Source organism: Acidisoma sp. C75 (assembly GCF_054665095.1).
Map to the genome: position 1 here is coordinate 106,326 of NZ_BAAFHD010000009.1, position 23,847 is coordinate 130,172.

General features: G+C 69.4%; 22 protein-coding genes and 1 pseudogene. 9 read left to right on the plus strand and 14 right to left on the minus strand.

What is annotated here, in order from left to right; translation table 11 throughout:
• Nucleotides 1-54 precede the first annotated feature (54 nt).
• Both xylA and ACYQ7X_RS13215 read right to left on the minus strand, forming a co-directional pair.
• Nucleotides 55-1,377: a xylose isomerase gene (gene xylA, locus ACYQ7X_RS13210; protein WP_459697506.1), complete on the minus strand. Its 1,323-nt coding sequence runs from the start codon at nt 1,375-1,377 to the stop codon at nt 55-57.
• Nucleotides 1,374-2,270 (minus strand): SPFH domain-containing protein, encoded by an 897-nt coding sequence (locus tag ACYQ7X_RS13215; protein WP_459697507.1) that lies wholly within the window; start codon nt 2,268-2,270, stop codon nt 1,374-1,376. The genes xylA and ACYQ7X_RS13215 overlap by 4 nt, the downstream gene beginning before the upstream one ends.
• Before the next feature lie 101 nt (nt 2,271-2,371).
• Here ACYQ7X_RS13215 and ACYQ7X_RS13220 point away from each other — a divergent pair, with 101 nt between their 5' ends.
• From ACYQ7X_RS13220 to ACYQ7X_RS13230, 3 genes are read left to right on the plus strand one after another with little or no spacing between them, the layout of a single operon-like run.
• On the plus strand, nt 2,372-3,289 hold the full coding sequence (locus ACYQ7X_RS13220) for a YicC/YloC family endoribonuclease (RefSeq protein ID WP_459697508.1): 918 nt from the start codon (nt 2,372-2,374) through the stop codon (nt 3,287-3,289).
• On the plus strand, nt 3,286-3,948 hold the full coding sequence (gene gmk, locus ACYQ7X_RS13225) for a guanylate kinase (protein ID WP_459697509.1): 663 nt from the start codon (nt 3,286-3,288) through the stop codon (nt 3,946-3,948). Before ACYQ7X_RS13220 ends, gmk begins: the two co-directional genes overlap by 4 nt.
• Nucleotides 3,945-4,412, plus strand: coding sequence for a hypothetical protein (locus tag ACYQ7X_RS13230; RefSeq protein ID WP_459697510.1), 468 nt, complete (start codon nt 3,945-3,947; stop codon nt 4,410-4,412). The genes gmk and ACYQ7X_RS13230 overlap by 4 nt, the downstream gene beginning before the upstream one ends.
• On the opposite strand, the gene bla is transcribed toward ACYQ7X_RS13230, so the two are convergent.
• The 9 genes and pseudogenes from bla to ispF form a co-directional block, all read right to left on the minus strand.
• Nucleotides 4,400-5,263, minus strand: coding sequence for a class A beta-lactamase (bla, locus tag ACYQ7X_RS13235; RefSeq protein WP_459697511.1), 864 nt, complete (start codon nt 5,261-5,263; stop codon nt 4,400-4,402). The genes ACYQ7X_RS13230 and bla overlap by 13 nt on opposite strands.
• 34 nt (nt 5,264-5,297) lie before the next feature.
• Nucleotides 5,298-6,113, minus strand: a complete 816-nt coding sequence (locus ACYQ7X_RS13240; RefSeq protein ID WP_459697512.1) for a DNA-methyltransferase — start codon at nt 6,111-6,113, stop codon at nt 5,298-5,300.
• Between the two features lie 10 nt (nt 6,114-6,123).
• Nucleotides 6,124-7,530 carry a peptidoglycan -binding protein gene (locus tag ACYQ7X_RS13245; RefSeq protein WP_459697513.1) on the minus strand — a complete coding sequence of 469 codons (1,407 nt, stop codon included), beginning with the start codon at nt 7,528-7,530 and terminating at the stop codon, nt 6,124-6,126.
• Nucleotide 7,531: 1 nt separating this feature from the next.
• Entirely contained in the window at nt 7,532-8,689 is a 1,158-nt protein-coding gene (locus ACYQ7X_RS13250; RefSeq protein WP_459697514.1) for a flagellar motor protein MotA, read from the minus strand.
• Between the two features lie 16 nt (nt 8,690-8,705).
• A complete protein-coding gene (locus tag ACYQ7X_RS13255) occupies nt 8,706-9,779 on the minus strand; it encodes a hypothetical protein (RefSeq protein ID WP_459697515.1) in 1,074 nt (357 codons plus the stop codon).
• Between the two features lie 172 nt (nt 9,780-9,951).
• Nucleotides 9,952-10,779 carry an inositol monophosphatase family protein gene (locus tag ACYQ7X_RS13260; protein WP_459697516.1) on the minus strand — a complete coding sequence of 276 codons (828 nt, stop codon included), beginning with the start codon at nt 10,777-10,779 and terminating at the stop codon, nt 9,952-9,954.
• Nucleotides 10,780-10,796: 17 nt separating this feature from the next.
• Nucleotides 10,797-11,363 (minus strand): elongation factor P, encoded by a 567-nt coding sequence (efp, locus tag ACYQ7X_RS13265; RefSeq protein WP_459697517.1) that lies wholly within the window; start codon nt 11,361-11,363, stop codon nt 10,797-10,799.
• A gap of 69 nt (nt 11,364-11,432) precedes the next feature.
• On the minus strand, nt 11,433-12,458 hold the full coding sequence (locus tag ACYQ7X_RS13270; protein ID WP_459697518.1) for a lysine-2,3-aminomutase-like protein: 1,026 nt from the start codon (nt 12,456-12,458) through the stop codon (nt 11,433-11,435).
• A 1-nt stretch (nt 12,459) separates the two neighbouring features.
• A pseudogene (gene ispF / locus ACYQ7X_RS13275) lies at nt 12,460-12,951 on the minus strand (2-C-methyl-D-erythritol 2,4-cyclodiphosphate synthase); the annotation flags it as partial.
• Nucleotides 12,952-13,075: 124 nt separating this feature from the next.
• Here ispF and dusB point away from each other — a divergent pair.
• From dusB to ntrX, 5 genes are all read left to right on the plus strand, one after another.
• Nucleotides 13,076-14,179, plus strand: a complete 1,104-nt coding sequence (gene dusB, locus ACYQ7X_RS13280) for a tRNA dihydrouridine synthase DusB (protein ID WP_459697519.1) — start codon at nt 13,076-13,078, stop codon at nt 14,177-14,179.
• Nucleotides 14,176-15,333: a two-component system sensor histidine kinase NtrB gene (locus ACYQ7X_RS13285; RefSeq protein ID WP_459697520.1), complete on the plus strand. Its 1,158-nt coding sequence runs from the start codon at nt 14,176-14,178 to the stop codon at nt 15,331-15,333. Before dusB ends, ACYQ7X_RS13285 begins: the two co-directional genes overlap by 4 nt.
• Entirely contained in the window at nt 15,330-16,772 is a 1,443-nt protein-coding gene (gene ntrC, locus ACYQ7X_RS13290) for a nitrogen regulation protein NR(I) (protein WP_459697521.1), read from the plus strand. Before ACYQ7X_RS13285 ends, ntrC begins: the two co-directional genes overlap by 4 nt.
• Before the next feature lie 84 nt (nt 16,773-16,856).
• Nucleotides 16,857-19,085 (plus strand): sensor histidine kinase NtrY-like, encoded by a 2,229-nt coding sequence (locus ACYQ7X_RS13295; protein ID WP_459697615.1) that lies wholly within the window; start codon nt 16,857-16,859, stop codon nt 19,083-19,085.
• A gap of 20 nt (nt 19,086-19,105) precedes the next feature.
• Entirely contained in the window at nt 19,106-20,497 is a 1,392-nt protein-coding gene (ntrX, locus tag ACYQ7X_RS13300; protein ID WP_459697522.1) for a nitrogen assimilation response regulator NtrX, read from the plus strand.
• A 155-nt stretch (nt 20,498-20,652) separates the two neighbouring features.
• Here the strand turns inward: ntrX and ACYQ7X_RS13305 are convergent, their stop codons facing one another.
• On the minus strand, nt 20,653-21,261 hold the full coding sequence (locus tag ACYQ7X_RS13305) for a superoxide dismutase (RefSeq protein WP_459697523.1): 609 nt from the start codon (nt 21,259-21,261) through the stop codon (nt 20,653-20,655).
• 177 nt (nt 21,262-21,438) lie between these two features.
• On the opposite strand from ACYQ7X_RS13305, the gene ACYQ7X_RS13310 reads away from it, so the two are divergent.
• On the plus strand, nt 21,439-22,236 hold the full coding sequence (locus tag ACYQ7X_RS13310; protein WP_459697524.1) for a squalene/phytoene synthase family protein: 798 nt from the start codon (nt 21,439-21,441) through the stop codon (nt 22,234-22,236).
• A 75-nt stretch (nt 22,237-22,311) separates the two neighbouring features.
• On the opposite strand, the gene ACYQ7X_RS13315 is transcribed toward ACYQ7X_RS13310, so the two are convergent.
• Nucleotides 22,312-23,058 carry an SDR family oxidoreductase gene (locus ACYQ7X_RS13315; RefSeq protein WP_459697525.1) on the minus strand — a complete coding sequence of 249 codons (747 nt, stop codon included), beginning with the start codon at nt 23,056-23,058 and terminating at the stop codon, nt 22,312-22,314.
• Nucleotides 23,055-23,840, minus strand: a complete 786-nt coding sequence (locus ACYQ7X_RS13320; protein WP_459697526.1) for an alpha/beta fold hydrolase — start codon at nt 23,838-23,840, stop codon at nt 23,055-23,057. Before ACYQ7X_RS13320 ends, ACYQ7X_RS13315 begins: the two co-directional genes overlap by 4 nt.
• Nucleotides 23,841-23,847: the final 7 nt, after the last annotated feature.

Here is a 23,847-nt window from a genome sequence, read left to right on the forward strand (position 1 = left end):
AAAAGCCGGCCGGCACGCGGGTGCCGGCCGGCTTCTCACACCGCCCTCCCGGTCTCAGAGATAGCGGTTGACGAGGTTTTCCAGATATTCCTGGCGGCCGGAGCGCGGGCTCGGGTTGATGCCCTTCGCCTCGACCATCTGCGCGATCTCGTCGAGCCCCTTCTCGCCGCCGAGGATCGCTTGCATCTCCGGCGTCTGCCAGCCTGCATACCGCTCCTCGACGAAGCCCGGCAGGGCGCCGTCCTCGATCATCTCGGCGGCCATCAGCAGCGCGCGGGCGCAGGTATCCATGCCGCCGATATGGGCGATCAGCAGATCATCCGCATCGAGCGACTGGCGGCGGATCTTCGCATCGAAGTTGCAGCCGCCGGTGGTGAAGCCGCCGGCGCGGAAGAGGTGGTAGAAGCCGAGCGCGAGGGAGGTCGGGTCGTTCGGGAACTGATCGGTATCCCAGCCGGATTGCCGGTCCCCGCGATTGACGTCGAGCGAGCCCATGATGCCGAGCGCGCAGGCCAGCGCGATCTCATGCTCATAGGTATGGCCCGCGAGGGTCGCGTGATTGTCCTCGATATTGACCTGCACCTCGCTTTCGAGGCCGTAGCGCATGAGGAAGCCATAGACCGTCGCCACGTCGAAATCGTACTGGTGCTTGGTCGGCTCCTGCGGCTTCGGCTCGATCAGGATCGCGCCCTTGAAGCCGATCTTGTGCTTATGCTCGACAACCATCGAGACGAAACGGCCGAGTTGGTCGATCTCCTGGCCGAGATTGGTGTTGAGCAGCGTCTCATAGCCCTCGCGCCCGCCCCAAAGCACGTAGTTGGCGCCGTCGAGCCGCTGCGTCACCTCCATCGCGTGCTTCACCTGGGCCGCGGCATAGAGAAAGACCTCGGGGTCCGGATTGGTCGCGGCACCCGCCATGTAGCGGCGGTTGGAGAAGAGATTGGCGGTGCCCCAGAGCAGCTTCACCTTCTCGCGCGCCATCTTCTCCGCGAAGAGATCGGCGATGGCATCGAGGTTGCGGTTGCTCTCGGCGAGGCTGCTTCCCTCGGGCGCCACGTCGCGATCGTGAAAGCAGAAGAAGGGCGCATCGAGCAGGCGAAACAGCTCGAACCCGACCTCGGCCTTGTGGCGGGCCATGGCCATCTCGTCCGAGCCGTGCATCCAGGGGCGCAGGAAGGTCTCGCCGCCGAAGGGATCGCCGCCCGGCCAGGCGAGGGAATGCCAATAGGCGATGGCGAAGCGCAGCTGCTCCTCCATCGTCTTGCCGAGGACCACGCGGTCCTTGTCGTACCAGCGGAAGGAGAGCGGATCGCGGCTATCCCGGCCGGCATAGCGGATCGGCTCTTCCCGGGCAAAAAAGCGGGCGGCGTCGGTCATGAACGGTCCTCGTCTTTGATCTGGTCCGGTTTCGGACCTTGCATCGCATTGTTCATACCATTTCCCGCCCCGCGGGCAACTGCGGCCAGGCTGCCGAAGCTGCTCGCAAGCTCGCTCGGGATGATGATGGTGGTGCCGCGATCCTTGTTCATTTCATAGACGAGGTTCATCTGCCGCAGTTGCAGGGATACCGGGTCAGCCGCGTAGATGGCGGCGGCCGCCCGCACCTGCTCGGCGATCGCGACCTCGGCGGAGGCGAGGGTGACGCGGGCCTGGCGCTCGCGCTCCGCCTGGGCCTGGCGGCTCATCGTATCCTGGAGCGAGGCGGGGATGGCGATGTCCTTGATCTCGACCGAGGTGATCTCGACCCCCCAGACGGTCGTCTTGCGGCTGATGGTCTGGCGCAGCTCCTCATCCGCCGCGCGGCGGTTGCTCAGCAGCTGGCTGAGGTCGCTCGCGCCGATCGTCTCGCGCAGGCTGGTCTGCGCCACCCGCTCCACCGCCTTGGGGTAGCGCTCGATCGCGGTGGAGGCGGCCATGGCATCGACCACACGCCAGAAGACGATGGCATCCATGGCGATCGAGACGGTATCGCGGGTCAGCGCCTCCTCGGCGCGGATCTCGGTGGTGCGGATGCGCATATCGACCACGGCGGTGATCGATTCGAGGAAGGGAATGAGGGTGAAGAGGCCGGGCCCGCCCAGGCCGCGATAGCGGCCGAGGCGGAGGATGACGGCGCGATCCCACTGATTCGTGATCTTGATGCTGGCCGGAATTAGGATGGCGAGGAGCACGAGCAGCACGGCGAGCGGGATGATGCCGCCACGCCCGGCGAGCCCCGCGAGCACCAGGAGCAGGACCGAAACGGCATAGGCGACGGGTGGGGCGTTCATGCGCGCGCTCTCCTGGCGATGGCGGGCGGCAGGATAGCGCCTTTCGGCCCCGCGCGGGGGGCGGATTTGCCAAAGCCCCGTTTCGCAATAGAAGCTGGGGCATGACATCGCACACCCCACTCGCTTCGATGACCGGCTTCGGCGCTGCCTCCGGCGAGAGCGCCGCGGTCGCCTGGGCCTGGGAGATCCGCAGCGTCAACAGCAAGGGCGCCGAGATCCGCTTCCGCCTGCCGCCAGGCTGGGATGGGGTTGAGGGCGAGCTTCGCCCCCGCCTCGCCGCCCGGCTGCGCCGGGGCAGTATCAGTGCCGCGCTCAGCCTCAAGGCGGAGGATCAGGCGGTGGCCGAGCCGGATGCCGCGGCGCTGGCCCGGCTCATCCGGCTGGCGCAGGAGATCGGCGCGCAGATTCCGGGCAGCCCGCCGCCGCGCGCGGAACTCCTGCTCGCTCTGCCGGGCGTCTTCCGTGCGCCCAGTGGCGGCGGTGCGGGTGGGGGGGCTGGGGCGCTCGCGCCCAATGCCGCGCTCAAAGCCGCCGTGCTCGCGGGTTTCGATACGGCGCTCGCCGCTGTGGAGCAGGCCCGCCTCGCCGAAGGTGCCCGCCTCCGCGCGGTGCTCGCCGGCCTGCTCGACGAGATCGCCGCCCGCCATGCCGAGGCGCTGCTCCAGGCCGAGGATCAGCCCCGCCTGCAGCGCGCCCGTATGCTGGAGAGCGTCCGCGCCCTGCTTGACGAGGGGATGAGCCTGCCGGAGGAGCGGATCGCCCAGGAGGTGGCGCTGCTCGCCAGCCGTTCGGACGTGCGCGAAGAGCTCGACCGCCTGGCGAGCCATATCGAAGCGGCGCGCGCCCTCCTCGCCGAAGGGCAGCTGATCGGCCGCAAGCTCGATTTCCTGATGCAGGAATTCAACCGCGAGGCCAATACGCTCTGCAGCAAATCCGCCTCCCTGCCCTTGACCGCGACCGGTCTTTCCCTGAAGGCCTTGATCGAACAGCTGCGCGAACAGGTTCAGAACGTCGAATGAGCGGACTATCCGAAACGTCCCTGATCGGGCGGCGGGGCCTCTGCCTCGTCATCGCCGCGCCCTCCGGCACCGGCAAAAGCAGCCTCACGCGGGCGCTGCTGGCGGCCGAACCGGCGCTCGCCCTGTCTGTCAGCATCACCACCCGCCAGCCGCGGCCGGGCGAGGTCGAGGGGCAGCACTACTACTTCCGCAGCCGGGAGGATTTCGACGCGCTCCGCGAGAGCGGCGGCCTCTTGGAGTGGGCGCATGTCTTCGGCCGCGAGACGCTCTACGGCACGCCCCGCGCCCCGGTGGAGGCGGCGCTCGCCGCCGGGCGGGACATGGTCTTCACCATCGACTGGCAGGGCTTCCGCCAGATGCGCGCGGCCCTCGGCCAGGATGTGGTGGGCGTCTTCCTGCTGCCGCCATCGCTTGCCGAACTCGAAGGCCGGCTGCGCCGGCGCGGCGAGGATAGCGAGGCCGAGATTGCCCGCCGCATGGCCTCGACGGCGGGGGAGATGGAGCATGCCGGGGAGTTCGATTACATCGTGGTGAATGACGACTTCAACGCGGCGCTCGCGCGGCTGCGCGCCGTGCTGCAGGCCGAGCGGCTGGCCACCCGCCGGCAGGTGGGGCTTGGCACCTTCACCCGCCACACCGTCCTTGGAGATGGCGCATGAACGCGCTCTGGCGCCCGCCCCGCGCGGCCCCGCGCTGGCTACTGCCGCTGCTGTTCCCGCTGCTGCTCCTGGCGGCCTGCGCGCCGCCCGGCCGGGGCTTCCTCGGCCCCGCGGCGCAAAGCCCGTCGGCGGCGGCGCTGCCGCAGGCGGCCGCGCGCTATGGCCGCGTGGCCTATGTGACGATCCCGGCCGGCACGCCGCCCGCCGCCTATGCCGGGCCGCTCGCCAGCGCCGTCGGCGCGGCGGTCTCCCGCAAGCCGCAGGTGGTCTTCGATGTGGTGGCGGCCGTGCCGCAGACCGGCACCCCGCTCGATCAGATCGCGGCGGCGGAAGGCTTGAGCCCGGAAGCGGTGGCCGTCGCCCGGGCGATCCGCCAGCAAGGCGTGCCGGATCAGCGCATCACCCTCGGCGCGCTCGTCCTGCCCGGCTTGCCGGCTGCGCAGATCCGCGTCTATGTGCGCTGACGGCTGATCAGCTGGCCGATTTCGGCGATGACGGCGTTGCGTGCCGCCATGTCGCCCGGAAGGCCGATGGCATAGACCGCGACCAGGATCGGCGCGCCTGCGGGCGGCCATAGGATACCGATATCGTTGGTGGCGTTCATGGCGCCCGAGCCGGTCTTGTCCCCGATGCGCCAGCCGGCGGGCAAGCCCGCCTTCAGCCGCGCGGCGCCGACCTGATCCGCCAGCATCCACTGCATGAGCTGATGGCGCGAGGCCGGGGAGAGGACCGGACCCAGGAGCAGGCGCTGCAGGTCTGCGAGCATCGCCTGCGGCGTCGTGGTGTCGCGCGGATCGCCGGGGTGATAGTCGTTGAGCGCGGTTTCCCACCGGTCCAGCCTTGTCACGCCATCACCGATGCCGCGGAGCCAGCGGGTCAGACCGGCAGGGCCGCCGATCTCGCCCAACATCAGATTGCCGGCGGTATTGTCGCTGAGCGTCACCGCCGCTGCGCAGATATCGCCGAGCGCGAGGCCCGGCGGCCCGACATGCTTGGCCGTGACGGGCGAATAGGTCACCACCTTCTCCGGGCCATAGGTGATGCGCTGGCCGAGGCTGAGCCGCCCGGCATCGACCGCCGCCAGCACGCAGGCGGCGGCGAGAAACTTATATGTGCTGCAGATCGGGAAGCGTTCCGCCGCGCGATGACCGAAGCGCCGGCCGCTGCCGGTATCGAGCAGCGCGACACCGAGCCTGCCGCCCTGCCGCGTTTCAAGCGCCGCGATCTGCGCTGCCAGATCGGCCGCGGCGCGGGCGGGCCGGGCAAGGGCCGGCAAGGCGAGGCTCGCGGCTAGAAGGGTGCGGCGGCTTGGCATGTGAAGCAATCCTCTTAGCATCTCGCTGATCGGCTCAGCCGGTGACGGCGGCCGCGAGCCGGGCGGCGGCGCGGGCGGCATAATCGCCGTCGATCTCGAAGCCGATGCCGCGCGCGCCGAGCGCTTCGGCCGCGACGAGGGTGGTGCCGGCGCCGAGGAAGGGGTCCAGCACCAGCGGGTCCTCCCGCCCGGCCAGGCGGATGCAGCGCGCCGGCAGCTCCACCGGGAACCCGGCCGGATGATCGAATTTCTGCGCCCGGGATTTGACCGTCTGATAGGGCAGGAACCAGACATTGCCGGCGCAGCGGCGGTCACGCGCATGGCCCCAGCGCGCGATATTGGACTTGTCCTTAAAGGGCACGCCGATCGCCAACCGGTCCACCGCGACGCGGCCGGATTTGGTGAAGTGGTAGATCGACTCGTGGTTGTTGTTGAGAAAGCGATCGCTGTTGATGGGCTTGAAATGCCCGAACGTGTCCTCGCCCATACTCAGCGACTTCACCCAAACGATATGGTTCTGCAGCACGAGATCGTGCGTCATCGCGTCCGCGACATCGCTTGCGATCCAGGGATCGTTGCCGGTGGAGCCGACATTGAGGAACAGTGAGCCTTCGGGTTTCAGCACCCGCGCGATCGCGCGCCCGACCTCCGCCATCCAGTCCAGATACTGCGCGCGGGGCAGCCGGTCGGCGTAGGAGCGATAGGCGATGCCGATATTATAGGGCGGCGAGGTGACGCAGACATCCACGCTCTCGGCCGCGAGCGCGGATAGGCCCGCGAGGCAGTCCGTCTGCAGGATGCGCTGGCGGCCGATGCTCCATTCGGCCGCCGCCTTGGTCTGGTCGAGCATGGCCGCGGGCTCAATGATCCGTCAGGCGGAACTCGATGCGCCGGTTCTTGGCATAAGCCGCCGGCGTATGGGCCGGATCGAGCGGGCGGGTATCGCCGAAGGCGCCGGCCGCGAGGTGATCGGCCGGGATCCCGTCGAGGATGAGCAGTTGCACGACGGAGATGGCCCGCGCGGCGGAGAGCAGCCAGTTGTTCTGATACGGGCCGCCGATCACCGGCTGGCTATCGGCATAGCCATCGACGCGCAGAACCCATGGCAGGTTCGCGGGAATTTCGGGGATGATCTTCTTCATCACCACGCTGATATCGTTGATCTGCTGCTGCCCGAGGGTGGTGAGATCGGCGCTGCCGGAACCGAAGAGCACATCGCTTTCGAAGACAAAACGATCGCCCACCACCTTGATGTTCGGCTGGTTCTTCAGCACGTCGCGCAATTCGCCGAAGAAATCGCTGCGGTAGCGTTCGAGCTTCTGCACCTTGGCCGCCAGCGCCAGGTTGAGCTTGCGGCCGAGATCGGCGATCTCGGCATCCTTGTCCCGCCCTTGCTTCACCTGCAGATCGAGGGCGGCGGTGATTGCCTGCAACTGCTGGCGAAGCGCGGCCATCTGTTGGTTGAGAAGCGTGATCTGCGCCTCTGCCTGGTCGGTCAGCTGCTTCTGCGCGGAAAGCGCGGCCGTGCCGCTCGCCGCTACGGCCTGCGCGTTGGCAAGCTGGCTCTGCGCCTGGGCGAGGCCGGCTTCCGCCGTCTGCGCCCGGCTTTGCAGGCTGGCGAGCTGGCCTTGCAGGCTCGCCACCTGGGCCGCGGCGGCCTGCTCGCCGGCAGTGGCCCGCGCGGCCGCGGCTTCGGCCGCCGTCAGGCTCGCCTGATCCGCCGCGTGCTGCTTCTCCGCCTCGGCGAGGCTCGTCTGGAGGCCGGTGAGGGTGCTCTGCGCGGAAGCGGCGGCCGTCATCTGCTGGCCGAGCTGGCCCTGCATGGCGTTGAGCCGCGCGGTCGCCGATTGCGCCTGCAGCAGCGCATCCGCCAGCTTGGCGTTCAGCTCGTCGCGCGCCGCGGTCAGGCTCGTGATCGTCGCGCTATCCTGGGCGACGCGCTTCTGCGCGGCGGTAAGGTCGGCGGCCAGCCGGTCCCGCTTCGCGGTCGCCTGGCCGAGATCATGGGCGAGGCTCGCGACGTTGTTTTCGAGGTTGTTGGCGCGGCCTTTTTCGAGCGAGAGCATATCCGTCAGCTGCGCGATCTCGCTGTTGAGCTTGGCCAGCGCGCGGTCCTTGCCCGAGAGGGTGACGGAGAGCAGACCCTGGGCGAGGACGAAGACCAGCAGCACGAAGATCGTGACCATGAGGAGCGTGGAGAGGGCATCGACATAGCCCGGCCAGGCATCGAGCCCGTTGTGCTGGCGCCGGCGGTGGTATCCCGGCATTTCAGCGCCCGCCTTCGCCCATGGCGGCGAGCGTGCGGGTGAGGACGCGGATTTCGTTGCGGAGCTCCGCCGTGCTCTGGGCGCGGCCCTGCTCGCTCTCCGCGATCATCCGCTGCAAAGCATGCTCGATATTGCGGAGATGGGCATGCGCCACCTCGTCGGAAGCCGCGCGCTCACGCCCTTCGGAGATGCGCTGCAAGGCGGGCCCGATGCCCGCCTGGGCCTCGCCGATGCGCAGCATGAGCTGCTGGTTGGCGCGCATGGTATCGGTGAAGGTGTGGAGCCGCTCGGCCAGCGCCTGCAACGCCTGGGCGGATTGCACGCGCCCTTCCTCGCCCCGCGCGAGGACGGTTTGCAGCGCCTCCATATTCTCGGCCGTCTGTTCCAGCAGCGCCTGGACGTAGAGCGGCACGCTGCCGCCCATATCGCCCTCACCGCCGAGCACGCCGGAGGAGAGGCGGGTGAAGCCGGCGAGCCAGTCTTCCAGCTCATTGTAGAAGCGGTTCTGCGCCTGGCCCGCCTGGAGATCGAGGAAGCCGAGGACGAGCGCGCCGGCAAGCCCGAACATCGAGGAGGAGAAGGCGGTGGACATCCCCGCCAGCGGCCCCGCGAGCCCGGCCTTCAACTGGTCGAATACGGCGTTGATGTCGCCATTGCCGACGCTCATGCCCTGGATCACGTCGCTGACCGCGCTCACCGTTTTCAGCAGGCCCCAGAAGGTGCCGAGCAGGCCGAGGAAGATCATCAGCGCCGTCGCGTAGCGGGAGAGCTCGCGGCTTTCGTCGAGCCGGCTGCCGATGCCGTCCAGCAGGCTGCGCATCGCCTGGGTGGAGAGGCTGACGCGGCCTTCGCGCCCGGCGGCCTCGGCGCGGGCGGCGAGCATGCGGGCCATCGGCGCGAGGAGCTTGGGCGGAACGATGCCGGAGAGCTTCTGGCGGCTGCGCTGATAGGCCGAAACCCAGGCGACTTCGGGGCCGAGCCGGGTGACCTGGCGGATGTTCCAGATGATGCCGAGGATGAGGACGAAGAAGATGAAGCTGTTGAGCGCCGGATTGCTCGCGAAGAAGATTCGGATCTTGGGGATGAGCACCGCTCCCACCGCGAGCACCGCGGCGAGGAAGATGAGCATGCGGATGAGGTAGGTGTTCGGCCGTGTCATGAAGGCGAAGACCCGTTCATGGTGAGGGGGCGGGCGCAGTATGCCCCGCCTGGGGCGGGATGGCGATGACTTCCACCCGGTCCGCCGGCGTGCCGCCGGCATTGCCGCGCGTGATGAGGCGGATGTGGTCGGCGCTGGCGCCAGCCGCGACCATCACCGGCGTGAGCCCGCGCGCGCGCTCGAGGGCGATGCGCCGCGGGGTGGAAGGGTCGCTGTCTCCCGCCGGCTGGGAGGCGAAGGCATCCACCTGATACTGCGCGCCCGGCCCATATTGGCGCACGAAATCGCGCAGGATGGCGCGTTCGGCGGCCGGCAGCGCGGTCTCGGTGCCGGTATAGGGCAAGGTCAGCCGGTCGGCGCCGCGCGGCAGAGCCGCCGGGGCAGCGGCAGCCGTCGGCGTGGCCGGCTGAGGCGTGGCCGGCTGAGGTGCGGCCGGCTTCGGAGCGGCAGCCGAGGCTGGCGGTGCGGCGGGGGCCGGCGCGGGCGGAATGACGGCAGGCGCCGGAACCGGTGCCGCTGCCACGGTCGGAGCCGGGATGGGAGCGGGAGCAGGGGCAGACGGGGGCTTCGCCGGCCGCGCCGCCGCATGCGCGGGCGGGGGTGGCGCGGTGACGATATGGGGCGGTGGCGGCAGCGGCGGGGCGGCACCCGGCAAGCTCGGCAGCGTGGCGAAGGAAGGGCCGAGGCCCGATGCATGCACGGTGGCATTGGCGGCGGCAGGGGCGCCGCCACCCGAAGCCTCGGCACCCGACGCATGAGCGCGCGACGCCTCGGCGCGCGAAGCAGGTGCGCCCGCCGCATGGGCGGTCGATCTGGCCTTGCTCGGCCCGCCCTGCGCCATCGCCGACCGGCCATGGGCCGGGTGCGGGCGCGGATGGCTCTGGCGGCGTGGCGCCGGCAGCGGCGCGGGCGGCACCGGCAAGGCTTGCGCCCCGCCCAGCCGGTTCAAGGCATTGGGGTCGATCGTCACCTGGGCCGCGGCGGGCAGCGCGGCGAGACCCGCGAGCAGGCAGAGCCCGACGGCCGGCAGGCCGGCACGGGTGAGGAGCGGACAGGAAAACGGATCGAAGCGGCGCATATGCCAAGGCATGTAAGACAGAATGAGCGGCGCGGCGAGGGGGGCAAGCGCCTTCCGCGCCAATCCGCCCTGGCGAAGACCGATTTCGCTGAGGCTGGGCGAGCCAAGCCGCCGCCCTTCACGGGATTTGCTGTCTCGGCCAGTCTCCGGCTGGCCGCTACCCGCGCGTTGCCGCTGCTGGCGGTCAGCCGCCGGCCGCGGCCACGCCGTCCGCCACCACCTCGCGCAGCTTCGGATGCAGCTGCGGATTGGCCGCCACCAGCTCATCGACGATCTGCTCGCCGCCGGCCGGCGTCGTCACATAGCCGCCCGCTTCCCGCACGATCAGGATGCCGGCGGCGATATCCCAGGGCTTCACGCCGATTTCCCAATAGCCGTCGAAGCGCCCGGCGGCGACCCAGGCGAGATCGAGCGCGGCGGCGCCGAAGCGGCGGATGCCCGCCACCTGCGGCATCAGCGTGGATAGCGTGCGGGCGAAGGCGAGGCGCTGGCGCTGCGTCGTCACCGCGAAGGGGATGCCGGTCGCGAAGACCGATTGCGCGAAGTCCCGCCGGGCGGAGACGCGCAGACGCCGCTCGTTGACGAAGGCGCCGCCGCCCTTCTCGGCCCAGAACATCTCATCGGTGCAGGGCGCGTAGATCAGCGCGGCATTGAGTTCGATGGTGCCATCCGGCAGGCGCCGCTCAAGCCCGATCGAGATCGCCCAATGCGGCATGCCGTGCAGGAAGTTCGTCGTACCGTCCAGCGGATCGACGACCCAGCGCCAGGTCCAGTTCTCGCCGCCGGAAGCGCCGCTTTCCTCCATCAGGAAGGCATAGCCCGGCCGCGCCTTCGCGAGATCGGCCTTGATCGAGGCCTCGGCGCGCATATCCGCCTGAGAGACGAAATCGGACGGGCCCTTGATCGAGACCTGCAGCTGCTCGACCTCGCTGAAGTCGCGCAGCAGCTGCTTCGCCGCCTTCTGGGCAGCATTGGCCATGATCGTGAGATGGGCGGAGAGGCGCGCTGCCATGGTTCAGATCCCGTCCGTCAGGACTTTGCACGCTCCACGTAGGAGGCGTCCTCGGTGCGCACCACGATCCGCTCCCCCGCCTCGATGAAGGGCGGCACCATGGTCTTGACGCCGTTGGAGAGCAGAGCGGGCTTGTAGGAGCTGGCGGCCGTCTGGCCCTTGACGACCGGATCGGCCTCGGTGATTTCGAGGATGACGGTCGGCGGCAGATGCAGGCCGACCACCTCGCCTTCGACGAGATCGGCCTCCACCTGCATATTGTCCTGCAGGAAGGGCGCCCGATCGCCGAGGATGCCGACCGGCACCATCGTCTGCTCGAAGGTCTCCTGATCCATCAGAACGAGGTTGTCCCCGTCGGTATAGGAATAGATGTAGTCCTTGTTGTTGGTCTCCAGCCGCTCGACCGTATCGGCGGTGCGCCAGCGTTCGTTGGTCTTGTTGCCGGTCTTGAGGTCGCGCATCTCGACCTGGATGAACGCGCCGCCTTTGCCAGGGGTGATGATCTGCTGCTTGAGCACCGTCCAGCGGCGTCCTTCATGCTCGATCACTTGGCCGGCGCGGATAAGGTTCGCCTGCTGCTTCATGGGGGCTTCTCAACACTTCGTCGGATCGGGAGGCGCGGCTTGTAACCCCTCCGCAAGCCCGCGGCAAGTTCAAGGGGCTGCGCGGAGGCTATGGGAGATACCCGCCGGGTCCTGCACCGCATCCGACCCCGCGAGATAGCCCGGCCCGATCGGCACCTTGCCGTGGCCGCCAGGAATATCGAGCACGTAAGTCGGCCAGGCGAGGCCGGTGACCCGCCCGCGCAATTGGCGGAGCAGCGCCTGGCCTTCTTCGATCGGCACATGGAAGTGCGCCGTGCCGGGCGCGGGGTCGAGCTGATGCAGGTAATAGGGTTTCACCCTTGCTGCCACCATGGCGCGGAAGAGGGCTTCGAGCGCGTCCGCGCTGTCGTTCACCCCGCGCAGCAGCACCGATTGGCCGAGCACGGGGATGCCGCGCGCCTGCACGCGGCGGAGGGCGGCGCGGCCTTCTGCCGTGAATTCCCGCGCATGGTTCGCATGGATGACGAGCCAGAGGCTCGCCGGCACGTCCATCGCTGCGGCGAGCTCTGGGCTCAGCCGCTCGGGCGCGGTCAGCGGCAGGCGGGAATGCAGGCGGATCGTCGCGACATGCGGGATGGCGGCGAGGCGCTGCATGATGCCGCCGAGCCTGCGGGGCGAGAGCATGAGCGGATCGCCACCCGTGAGGATCACCTCGCCGATCTCGGGCCGCGCGGCGATATAGGCGAAGGCGGCCTCCAATTGCTGCTCCGTCAGCAGGCCGCCATCGGGGCCAACATGCTCGCGCCGGAAGCAGAAGCGGCAATAGACCGGGCAGACCAGCAGCGGCTTGAGGAGCACGCGGTCCTGGTAGCGATGGACGATGCCGGGCACGGGGGAGAGCGCGTCATCGCCGATCGGGTCGGCGCGCTCATGCGGGGCGGCGGTCAGCTCTGCCGCATCCGGGATGAACTGCCGGCCGATCGCGTCCTCGGGCGTGGCGATGAGCGCCCGCATGGCGGGGGAGAGTGCCAGGGCGTAGCGGGCACCCACCGCCTCCAGCGCCGCCCGCGCCTCCTCCCCGGCGAGGCCGGCCGCGATCAGCCCGGCCACGTCGCGGATGGTCTCGGCGCCCATCTCAGCCGAGATCGGCGAGCGGCACGAGGATGGAGACGGAGGCCATACAGGCGATGCCTTCCCGCCTGCCGGTGAAGCCGAGCTTCTCCGTCGTCGTCGCCTTGACCGAGATGCGCCCCGCCGGCACGCCGAGGAGATCGGCCAGGCGGGCGATCATCGCCGGCGCATGCGGCGTGATCTTCGGCTGCTCGCAGATCAGGGTGACATCGGCATTGACCAGCATTCCGCCGCGGGCCGTGATGCGCGCCGCGGCGTGGCGGAGGAAGCGGGCGCTATCGGCATCCTTCCATTGCGCTTCGGAGGGCGGGAAATGGCGGCCGATATCGCCCTCGGCGAGCGCGCCGTAGATCGCATCGCAGAGCGCATGGATGCCGACATCGGCATCCGAATGGCCGGCGAGCCCCCGCTCATGCGCGACCTCGACGCCGCAGAGGATGAGGGGCCGCCCTGCTTGCAGAACATGCACATCATAGCCCGTGCCGAGGCGGGTGACATGGGTCGGAAGGCTGGAAGAGGCGTTCATCGGGCACCATTGCAGCGGGGGATGGGCGAATGGCGCGCAAACTCGTCTCTCGGTGATTGCGCGTCAACCCGGCAGTGCTGTATCTGCCTAATCCATGGGCAATTTAACCTCCGATACAGTGTCTCAGCCGGTTCCGCCGCTGAAGCCGATCCGGCTTGCCGGCAGCGCGGGCGATGGCCGCCAGGATGCGGTGATCGAAACGCCGGTGATCCTCGCCCCGATGTCGGGCGTCACCGACCTGCCGTTCCGCAGGCTGGCGCGGGATCTCGGCGCAGGCCTCGTCGTCTCCGAGATGATCGCCTCCTGGGCGATGGTGCGCGAGAACCAGGCAACGCTGCGCATGGCGAAGGTCGCCGCCGGCGGCTCGCCCAACTCGGTGCAGCTTGCGGGCTGCGACCCGCAGGCGATGGCCGAGGCCGCGCGCATCGCGGCGGGGCATGGCGCCGATATCGTCGATATCAATTTCGGCTGCCCGGTGAAGAAGGTGGCGGTCGGGCAGATGGCGGGCTCGGCGCTGATGAAGGATGAGGTGCATGCCGCCCGGATCCTGGAAGCGACGGCGCGCGCGGTCTCGGTTCCCGTCACCCTCAAGATGCGTATGGGCTGGGACCATCAGAGCCTCAACGCCCCTCGGCTCGCCAAGATCGCCGAGGAGAGCGGCATCAAGATGCTGACCGTGCATGGCCGCACGCGCCAGATGTTCTATACCGGCCGGGCGGACTGGGCCTTCATCCGCTCGGTGAAGGAGGCCTGCCGCCTTCCGGTGATCGCGAATGGGGACATTATCGTCGAGGAAGACGCGGCCGAAGCGCTGCGGCTTTCGGGCGCCGATGGCGTGATGATCGGGCGCGGCTGCTACGGCCGGCCCTGGTTCCTCCACAACGTCGCCCATTACCTGGCGACCGGGGAGATCCTGCCCGAGCCCGACCTTGCCCGCCGCAAGGAGATCCTGCTCACCCATTACGACCTCATGCTGAGCCATTTCGGCGAGCTGCCGGGGCTGCGCCTCGCGCGGAAGCATATCGCCTGGTATTCCCGCGGCCTGCCGGGCTCGGCCGATTTCCGTGCCCAGATCATGCGCGCCGGCGAACCTGCCCAGGCGATCGACCTCATCGAGCGTTTCTTCGATCCGCTGATCGAGCGTGGGGTGGCGGCGCCCGCGCCTGACAAGTCGGCGCTGCTGGCGGAGGCGGCATGAGCGCGGTGAGCAAGGCGGTGCGGCGGACCGTGCTTTCCGTAGTGCGGCGCCATCCGGTGCCGGCGGCGCAGGTGCCCGAGATGGCGACCATCCTCTCCGCCCTGCCGCAGGCGGTGGTCGTGCTTTCGGAGGACAACCGCTTCACCTACGCCAACCCGGAGGCCGAGCAGTTCTTCGGCCTGTCCTTCCCGCAGCTCTCCCAGCTCTCGCTGGACGACATCCTGCCCGAGGACAGCCCGCTCTTCCTCATGCTCGGCCAGGTGCGCGGCGGCGTCGCCTCGATCGCCGATCATGATCTCTCCTTCGACGGCCCGCGGCTTTCCAAGCGCGGCATCAGCGTGCAGGGGACGGCGCTCGCGGAACATCCCGGCTCGGTCCTGCTCGTCCTTCAGGACAGCACCACCGTCCGCCTGCTCGACCGGCAGATCGCCGCGCGCAACGCCGCCCGCAGCATCACCGGCATGGCGGCGATCCTCGCCCATGAGATCAAGAACCCGCTGTCCGGCATCCGCGGCGCGGCGCAGCTTCTGGAAAGCAGCGTCTCGGAGAGCGATCGGGAATTGCCAGTCTTGATCCGCGACGAGGCGGACCGGATCCGCGCCCTCGTCGATCGCATGGAGGTGTTCGGCGAAAAGCCGGTCGCCATGGAGGCGGTGAACATCCACCGGGTGCTGGAGCATGTGCGCCGCCTGGCGCGCAGCAGCTTCGCCGAAGGGCTGCGCTTCTCCGAGAATTACGACCCCTCCCTGCCGCCGGTCTGGGGCAATCGCGATCAGCTGGTGCAGGTGTTGCTCAACCTCGTGAAGAACGCGGCGGATGCGCTGCAGGGCGTGGGCGCCGGGGAGGGCGAGATCACCCTCATCACCCGCTTCCAGCATGGGCTGCGGCTCGCCTCCCCGACCTCGGACCAGGATCGGCGCGAATTGCCCCTCCTCGTCGTCGTGCGGGATAACGGGGCGGGCATCGCCGAGGATATCCGCCCGCATCTCTTCGAGCCTTTCGTGAGTTCCAAACCTTCCGGCCAGGGCCTCGGCCTCGCCCTCGTCGCCAAGATCATCGCTGACCACGGCGGCCTCATCGAGGTGGAGAGCCGCCCCGGCCGTACGGAGTTCCGGCTGCATCTGCCGATGCTCGCCGAGGAGGATGCGCTATGATGCCCACCGTTCTGATCGCCGATGACGACCGGTCGATCCGCACCGTCCTGACCCAGGCGCTCGGCCGCTCCGGCTATCAGGTGCGCAGCACCGGCAATGCGGCGACGCTGTGGCGCTGGGTGGAGGATGGCGAGGGCGATCTCGTCATCACCGACGTGGTGATGCCGGACGATAACGGGCTCGACCTCATCCCCCGCATCCGCAGGCTGCGGCCGGATCTGCGCGTCGTCGTGATGAGCGCGCAATCGACGCTGATGACGGCGGTGAAGGCCGCCCAGCGCGGCGCTTTCGAATATCTGCCGAAGCCTTTCGACCTCAAGGAACTGCTCGCGGTGGTGGATCGCGCGCTCGCCGCCCCGGTGGCGGGGGAGCCGCCGCCGGCCGAGCCGCGGGACCAGGACGAGCGGCTGCCGCTGATCGGCCGCAGTGCCGCGATGCAGGAGATCTACCGCACCGTCGCGCGGCTGACGACGACCGATCTCACCGTCATGATCAATGGCGAATCAGGGACAGGCAAGGAACTCGTCGCCCGCGCGCTGCATGATTACGGGCGGCGGCGGAGCGGGCCGTTCGTTGCCATCAACATGGCGGCGATCCCGCGCGAGCTGATCGAGAGCGAGCTTTTCGGCCATGAGCGCGGCGCCTTCACGGGCGCCACCAGCCGCAGCCAGGGCCGCTTCGAGCAGGCGGCCGGCGGCACCCTCTTCCTCGACGAAATCGGCGACATGCCGCCCGAGGCGCAGACGCGGCTGCTGCGCGTTTTGCAGGAGGGCGAGTTCACCGCCGTCGGCGGCCGCCAGCCGGTGCGGGCCAATGTGCGCATCATCGCCGCCACCCATCGCGATCTGCGCGCCGCCATCCGCCAGGGCCTGTTCCGTGAGGATCTCTTCTACCGCCTCAACGTGGTGCCGATCCGCCTGCCGCCGCTGCGCGAGCGGGTGGAGGATATTCCCCTCCTCGCCCGCCACTTCCTCGATCGCGCGCGGGCGGACGGGCTGCCCTTCAAGACGCTCGACCAGGGCGCGGTGGAGCGCATGCGCGCCTATCGCTGGCCAGGCAATGTGCGCGAGCTTGAGAACCTCATGCGGCGCATGGCGGCGCTGCATGCCGAGGAGCGGATCTCGGCCGAGTCGCTCGATCGTGAACTGACGGATGCGATGCCGGCGATGAATGAGGAGCCGGGCGAGGGCGAGGAGCCGCTGGCCCGCGCCATGGAGCGGCATATCCGCCAGTTCCTCACCGCCCATGAGGAAGGGCTGGTGGGCAATGATATCTACGACCGGGTGATCGCCGAGGTCGAGCGGCCGCTCATCCAGCTCACCCTGCTTGCAACAAAGGGCAACCAGATCAAGGCGGCCGCCATGCTCGGCTTGAATCGCAACACATTGCGTAAGAAAATCCGCGATCTGGAAGTTCCGGTCGTCCGCGGCGTCTCCTGAGGCGTTTTCTTGCGGCCAGTCCATGCCAGCCGCAACGGGGCAAGTCGCGCGCGCATGCTGATCAGTAACACGCCCAATTCCTCCATGCCCCTCCTGGGCGATGAGGGGCCGAACAAGCGCTGGCCGAGGCTGCGCTGGCTGCTGCGCGTGCTGCTCGGGCGCACCGTCACGCTCATCCTCGCCCTCGTCGCGCTGATCCTTGCCTGCGCGACCTTCGTCGTGCTCTCGGGCGGCTCCTCCCTCGGCCTCAGCCATGACGAGATCATCTCCCTGGTGCCGGCCAATTTCGTCGTCCTCGTGCTGCTCGCGATCGCCGTCGGCGTGCGGCTCTGGCGGGTCTATCGCGAGCGGCGGCGGGGCTCGGCCGGCAGCCGCATGCAGGCGCAGCTCGTGCTGCTGTTCAGCGTGGTCGCGGTGACGCCGACGATCGTGGTCGCGATCTTCGCGACGATCTTCTTCCAGCTCGGCATCCAGGCCTGGTTCAACGAGCGGGTGCGCACCGCGCTCGACGAGAGCATGCAGGTGGCGCAGGGCTATCTCAACGAGCACAAGGACGAGATCCGCACCGATGCCTTCGCCATGGCCGATGACATGGCGCGCGCCGGCCCCTTCATCACCAGCGACATGCAGGCCTTCGGCCAGTTCCTCGAAACCCAGGTCTCGCTGCGCGGGCTGACGGAGGCGATCGTCTTTACCCCCACCACCGGCCAGGTCATCGCCTCCGCCGGCTTCATGGGCGGGCTGACGACGCCGCTGCCGCCGCCCTGGGCGCAGGCGATCGCCAAGAACGGCGATGTCGTGGTGCTCAGCTCCAAGGACGGCTCGCTCGTCAGCGGGCTGGTGCAGCTCGCCACCACCCCGCCGCTCATGCTGCTGATCCAGAAGCCGGTCGATCCCTCGATCCTCGCGCATATGGCGCGCACGGCGGCGGCGGTGCAGGAATACCACCGGCTGGAATCGAACCGGCATAGCCTGCAGATCACCTTCGTGGTGATCTTCGCGACCGTGGCGCTGCTCGTGCTCTCGGCCGCAGTGCTGGTCGGGCTGCTCTTCGCCAACCAGATCGCCCGGCCGGTCGGGCGGCTCATCCGCGCGGCCGAGCGCATCCGTTCGGGCGATCTCGCCGTGCGGCTGCCGGAAAGCCGGCGGGAGGACGAGATCGCCGGCCTCACCCGCGCCTTCAACCGCATGACGGGGCAGCTCGACGCGCAGCGGTCGGAACTCATGAAAGCCTATAGCCAGATTGACGAGCGGCGCCGCTTCACGGAAGCGGTGCTCGGCGGGGTCTCGGCCGGGGTCATCGGGCTCGACCAGCAGGGGCGGATCGAACTGCCCAACCGCGCCGCCTCCCATCTTCTCAGCGTCGATCTCATGGCCTCCCTCGGCCGGCCGCTCGATGAGCTGGTGCCGGAATTCGCGCCGCTGATCGAGGCGGTGCGGGCCAGCCCGGAACGCGCCCGGCGCGCCGAGATCGCGATCGGCCCGGCGGCGGGGCGGCGCCTTCTCAACGTCCGCCTCGGCGCCGAGATGACAGAGGACCGGCTGGACGGCTTCGTCATCACCTTCGACGATATCACCGAGCTCGCCGCCGCCCAGCGCAAGGCCGCGTGGTCCGATGTCGCGCGGCGGATCGCGCATGAGATCAAGAACCCGCTGACCCCGATCCAGCTCTCGGCGGAGCGGCTGAAGCGGCGCTTCCTCAAGGAAATCCAGTCCGACCCCGAGACCTTCGCGCAATGCGCCGATACCATCGTGCGCCAGGTGGGCGATATCGGCCGCATGGTGGACGAGTTCTCGGCCTTCGCCCGCATGCCGCAGCCTGTCATCCATCCCGAGGATATCGGCCAGGTGGCGCGGGATGCGCTGATGCTGCAGCAGCATGCGCGGCCCGATATCCACTTCGTCGCCGCCATTCCGCCGGGCGGAATCACCGCCCCCTGCGACCGGCGGCTGATCGGCCAGGCGCTCACCAACCTCTTGCAAAATGCCGCGGATGCGATAGCCAGCCGGGATGGCGCGAGCGAAATCAGCCTGACGGTCGAGCAAGTAGGGCAGGATGTGGTGATCAGCGTGGCGGATGACGGCATCGGCCTGCCCGATGCCGAGCGGCCGCATCTGACCGAGCCTTACGTGACGACGAAGGAAAAGGGCACCGGGCTCGGCCTCGCGATCGTCAAGAAGGTCATGGAAGATCACGAGGGGCGGCTCGTTCTCGAAGATCGCAAGCCGGGGCCGGGCGCGGTGGCGCGGCTGGTGCTGCCGGCCGGCGCGGGGATGGCGGCGCCCGCGAAAGCCGCGCATGCTGACGGCTGAAGGCTTGGGCGGAACGCAAGATGGCGGCTGATATTCTGATCGTTGACGATGAGCCCGATATTCGCATGCTCATCGATGGCGTGCTGCGCGATGAAGGCTACAGCACGCGCCAGGCATCCAATGCGGATGAGGCGATCGCCGCCTTCCAGGCACGGCGGCCGAGCCTCGTCATCCTCGATATCTGGCTGCGCAATTCGCGCCTCGACGGGCTCGGCATCCTCGATGTCTTTTGCCGGGAAGAGCCGCGCGTGCCGGTGATGATGATCTCGGGCCATGGCACCATCGAAACGGCGGTCACTGCCATCCAGAAGGGCGCCTATGATTTCATCGAGAAGCCCTTCAAGTCCGATCGCCTGCTGCTCATGGTCCGCCGCGCGCTGGAGGCCGCGCGCCTCGCGGCCGAGAATGCCGAGCTGAAGCTACGGGTGGGCGCGGAAAGCACCCTGCTCGGCGATAGCCCGGCGATGCAGGCGCTGCGCGGCGCGATCGAGCGGGTGGCGCCCACCGGCTCGCGCGTGCTGATCAGCGGGCCGGCGGGTGTCGGCAAGGAAGTGGCGGCGCGCATGGTGCATGCCCTGTCCCGCCGGGCGGACCAGCCCTTCGTCGCCCTCAATTGCGCGACGCTCAATCCCGCCCGCTTCGAGGAGGAGCTGTTCGGGGTGGAGGCGACCGCTGGGCCTAACCGCGAGCCGCGGCGCGCGGGCGTGCTGGAACGCGCCCATGGCGGCACCCTGCTGCTGGACGAGGTGGCCGATATGCCGCTCGAAACCCAGGGCAAGATCGTGCGCGCGCTGCAGGACCAGGCCTTCCAGCGGGTGGGCGGCTCGGCGCGGGTGAGCGTCGATGTGCGGGTGATCGCCACCACCAACCGGGATCTGCAGGCCGAGATCACCGCCGGCCGCTTCCGCGAGGATCTCTACTACCGCCTGGCGGTGGTGCCGCTGCAGGTGCCGGCGCTGCGCCAGCGGCGGGAGGATGTGCCGCAGCTTGCGCAATACTTCCTCGCCCGCGCGGCCGAGAATGCCGGCATGCCGGCCCGCGAGATTGCGGCGGATGCGATGACCGCGCTGCAGGCCTATGACTGGCCGGGCAATGTCCGCCAACTGCGCAACCTGATGGATTGGCTCATTATCATGGCGCCGGGCAGTGCTGCCGATCCGATCCGCGCCGAGGTGCTGCCGGCGGAGATCGGTGCCCATGCGCCCCGCCTGCTCAGCCTCGATTCAGGCGCCGACATGATGGGGCTGACACTGCGCGAGGCGCGGGATCTGTTCGAGATCCAGTATCTCCAGGCGCAGCTGCTGCGCCTCGGCGGTAATATCAGCAAGACCGCTGCCTTCGTCGGCATGGAGCGGAGCGCGCTGCATCGCAAGCTCAAGCAGCTTGGCGTGACAGTGGACGACCGCGCCTGAGGCTTGTCAGACTGATACGGAGGCATGCGCCGCGGGCGTCATCCCCGGCATGAAGCCGGGCATGACGTGGTTGTGGCGATTGAACGCGGCTTCTGACGCCACGCTGAGAAAGGCCCGGCCGGATACGAGCTCGCCCGGCCGGGCCGGCCGCCCGCTCAGGCGGCGGCGAGTTCGGCTTCGGCGAATTCATAGTTCGCCAGCTTGTCCAGGAAGTTCTGGGTGTAATCCGGCCGGCGATTGCGGAAATCGAGGTAGTAGCTGTGTTCCCACACGTCGAGGCCGAGGAGCGCCTTGCCCTCGCCGGTGGCGAGCGGGTTGGAACCGTTCGGCGTCTTCGTCACCTTGAGCTTGCCGTCCGCCCCGATGACGAGCCAGGCCCAGCCGGAGCCGAACTGCGTCGTCGCCGCCGTCTTGAAGGCATCCTTGAAGGCCTGCACGGAGCCGAAATCCTCGGTGATCTTGGCTTCGAGCTTGCCCGGCAGCTTGCCGCCCTTGGCCGAGAGGTTCTTCCAGAAGAGGATATGGTTCCAATGCTGGCCGGCATTGTTGAAGACCGGGGCGAGATCGCTCTGGCCGTAGGAGAGCTTGACGATCTCTTCGAGGGACTTGCCAGCCAGATTGGCGTTCTTCTCGACGAAGCCGTTGAGCGCCGTCACGTAAGCCTGGTGGTGCTTGCCGTGATGCAGCTCCAGCGTTTCCTGGCACATGCCGGCCTCGGCGAGGGCCGAGGTGGCAAAGGGCAGCGGGGGAAGCTCGAAAGCCATGATGCGCTCCATTGGTTTTTGCATGCGCAGGGGGCGGACCGCTTGGCGGCTCCGCCTCCCACTCACCTTTTGTAACCATTAGCCGCAGGGCCCGCAGCGTCAACCCATCGCGAAGCCGTGCGGCCGCGGCTCACCGCTTCTTGCTAAGGGCCACACTCCCGGTCCATCACCCAGGCCATGCTCTCCCCCTTGGCGCAGGCGCTCCGCCGGCACGACCCCGACCGTTTCCTCACCCTGCTCTTCGCGCCGGAGGAGCGGCGGGAGGCGCTCGTCGTGCTCTATGCCTTCAATTACGAGCTGGCCCGGGCGCGGGTGGTGACGAGCCAGAGCCTACTCGCGCTCATCCGCCTGCAATGGTGGCGGGAAGTGGTGGAGGGCGAGGACAAGCCTGGCGAGATCGCGACGCCGCTCAGCGCGCTGCTGCGCGCCGGGCAGGTGAGCGCCGCCACGCTGGAAGGCATCGTGGCGGCGTATGAGCAGGAGGTGGATGGCGCTTTCCCCGATCAGGCGAGCTGGTCCGCCTGGCTCATGCAGGGCGCGGGCGGCCTTGCTGTCGCGGCCGGAGAGGCGCTCGGCGTGGAAGCGCCCGCGGTGCTCGCGGGCCTCAGGCTGCGCGGCGCGGCCTATGGCGCGGCGGGGCTGTTTCGCGCCCGCTTCGCCCAGGCCGGGCAGGGGCTGCTGCCCTCCTGGCCGGAGGATCTGCTGGCGGCTGAGGGCTTGAGCCGTGAAGCGGCGCTCGCTGAGCCGCGGCATCCGGGGCTTTTGCGCATTCTGCACCGCCTGCGGGCCGAGGCGCGCGGCTGGCTGACCGAGGCGCGGAGGGCGCCGCCGCCGCCGCGCAGCGCGATCGCCGCCGCGCTCCCCGGGGTGCTGGCGGCGCGGGATCTCGCCGGCCGGCGCGATCGCCCGCAGGGGCCGCGCGGCTTCGCCGATCGCTTCGCCGTCACCTGGCGGGGGATTGCCGGGGGCGCCTAGCCGGGGGCGCCTAGCCGGGGGCGCCTGAGCCGGCCGCGCCTGAGCTGGCGCCTACGGGAAGCTCTCCCTGTGGCGCTACCGGCCGCCCGAGACATCCAGGATCGCACCGCTGGTATAGGAAGCGGCATCGCTGAGAAGCCAGAGGATGGGCTCCGCGATTTCCCGCGGATCGGCCGCCCGGCCGATCGGCGTGGTGGTGCCAAGCCGCTGCGCCCGGTCCGGCGCGCCGGCGCTCGCATGGATCTCGGTATCGGTCAGCCCCGGCCGCACCGCATTCACCCGCACCCCCTCCCGCCCGAGTTCGCGGGCGAGGCCGAGGGCGAGGGTATCGAGCGCACCCTTCGAGGCCGCGTAGTCGATGAATTCGAAGGCCGAGCCGAGGCGGGCGGCGACCGAGGAGACGATCACGATCGATCCGCCGCGCCCGCCGCGGCTGGTGGAAAGCCGCCGCGCCGCTTCCCGCGCGGTGAGGAAGGCGCCGTAGATATTGACCTCGAACAGCCGCTTCATCCGCGCCGCGCTCATCTCCGCGAGCGTCATCGAGGGGGCGGCGATCCCGGCATTGATGACGACGCCGTCCAGCGGGCCGAGGCCCCGCTCCACCGCATCGAACATGGCAAGCACATCGGCTTCCTCAGCGACATCCCCGCCGACCGCGAGCGCGCGGCCGCCGGCGGCGGCGACCTCCGCCACCACCTCCTCGGCCGCCTCCCGCGCGCTCGCGTAATTGACGCCGGCGGACCAGCCGCGCGCGCCCGCGCCGAGCGCCACGGCGCGGCCGATGCCCCGGCTCGCCCCGGTGATCAGAATGGTCTTGCTCATGCTGCAGCCTCGTCGAGAAAAGGGCGGATCGCGGCGAGGAAGCCTTGCGGATCATCGGCATGCAGCCAATGCCCCGCCGCGGGGAGGGTGGCGAAGCGGATCGCCGGGAAGAGGGCGCGAAGCTCGGCCCGCGCCTCCTCCGGCACATAGGCGGAGCGTCCGCCCGCGATGGAGAGCGCGGGGCCCGTGAAGACGCCGGGGAGCGGCTGCCAGCCCTCGATCGTGCCGATGCCGGCCGCGAGTTCGGCAAGGCCGAGGCGCCAGCCGGCCTCACCGCCGCCAAGGCGGAGGTTGAGCAGCAGGAAGGCGCGGATCGTCGCATCCGGGATGGTTTGGGCGAGCGCGGCGCTCGCCTCCGCCCGGGTCATGCCGGGGGGCAAAGCGAGGCCCCGCATCGCTGCGATCAGCCGGGCATTGCCGTTCGGATAAGTGCGGGGCGCGATATCGGCGATGACGATCCGCTCCACCAGCGCCGGGCGGGTGAGGGCCAGCGCCATGGCGACCTTGCCGCCCATGGAATGGCCGAGCAGCCGGCAGCGGGCATGGCCGAGATGGCCGAGCGTTTCGGCGACATCGGCCGCCAGCGTCGCGTAATCCGGCACCGGCCCGTGCGGGCTTTCGCCGTGGTTGCGGAGATCGAGCGCGATGACCTGCCGTCCCTCGGCCGCCAGCGCCTTCTGATGCGCGCCCCAGTTGCGCGCGGAGCCGAAGAGCCCGTGCAGCAGGAGAACGGGGGCGCGGCCATCCGCCGCTACCCCCTGGATGGTCGCTTGCAGCAGCATGCCCGCG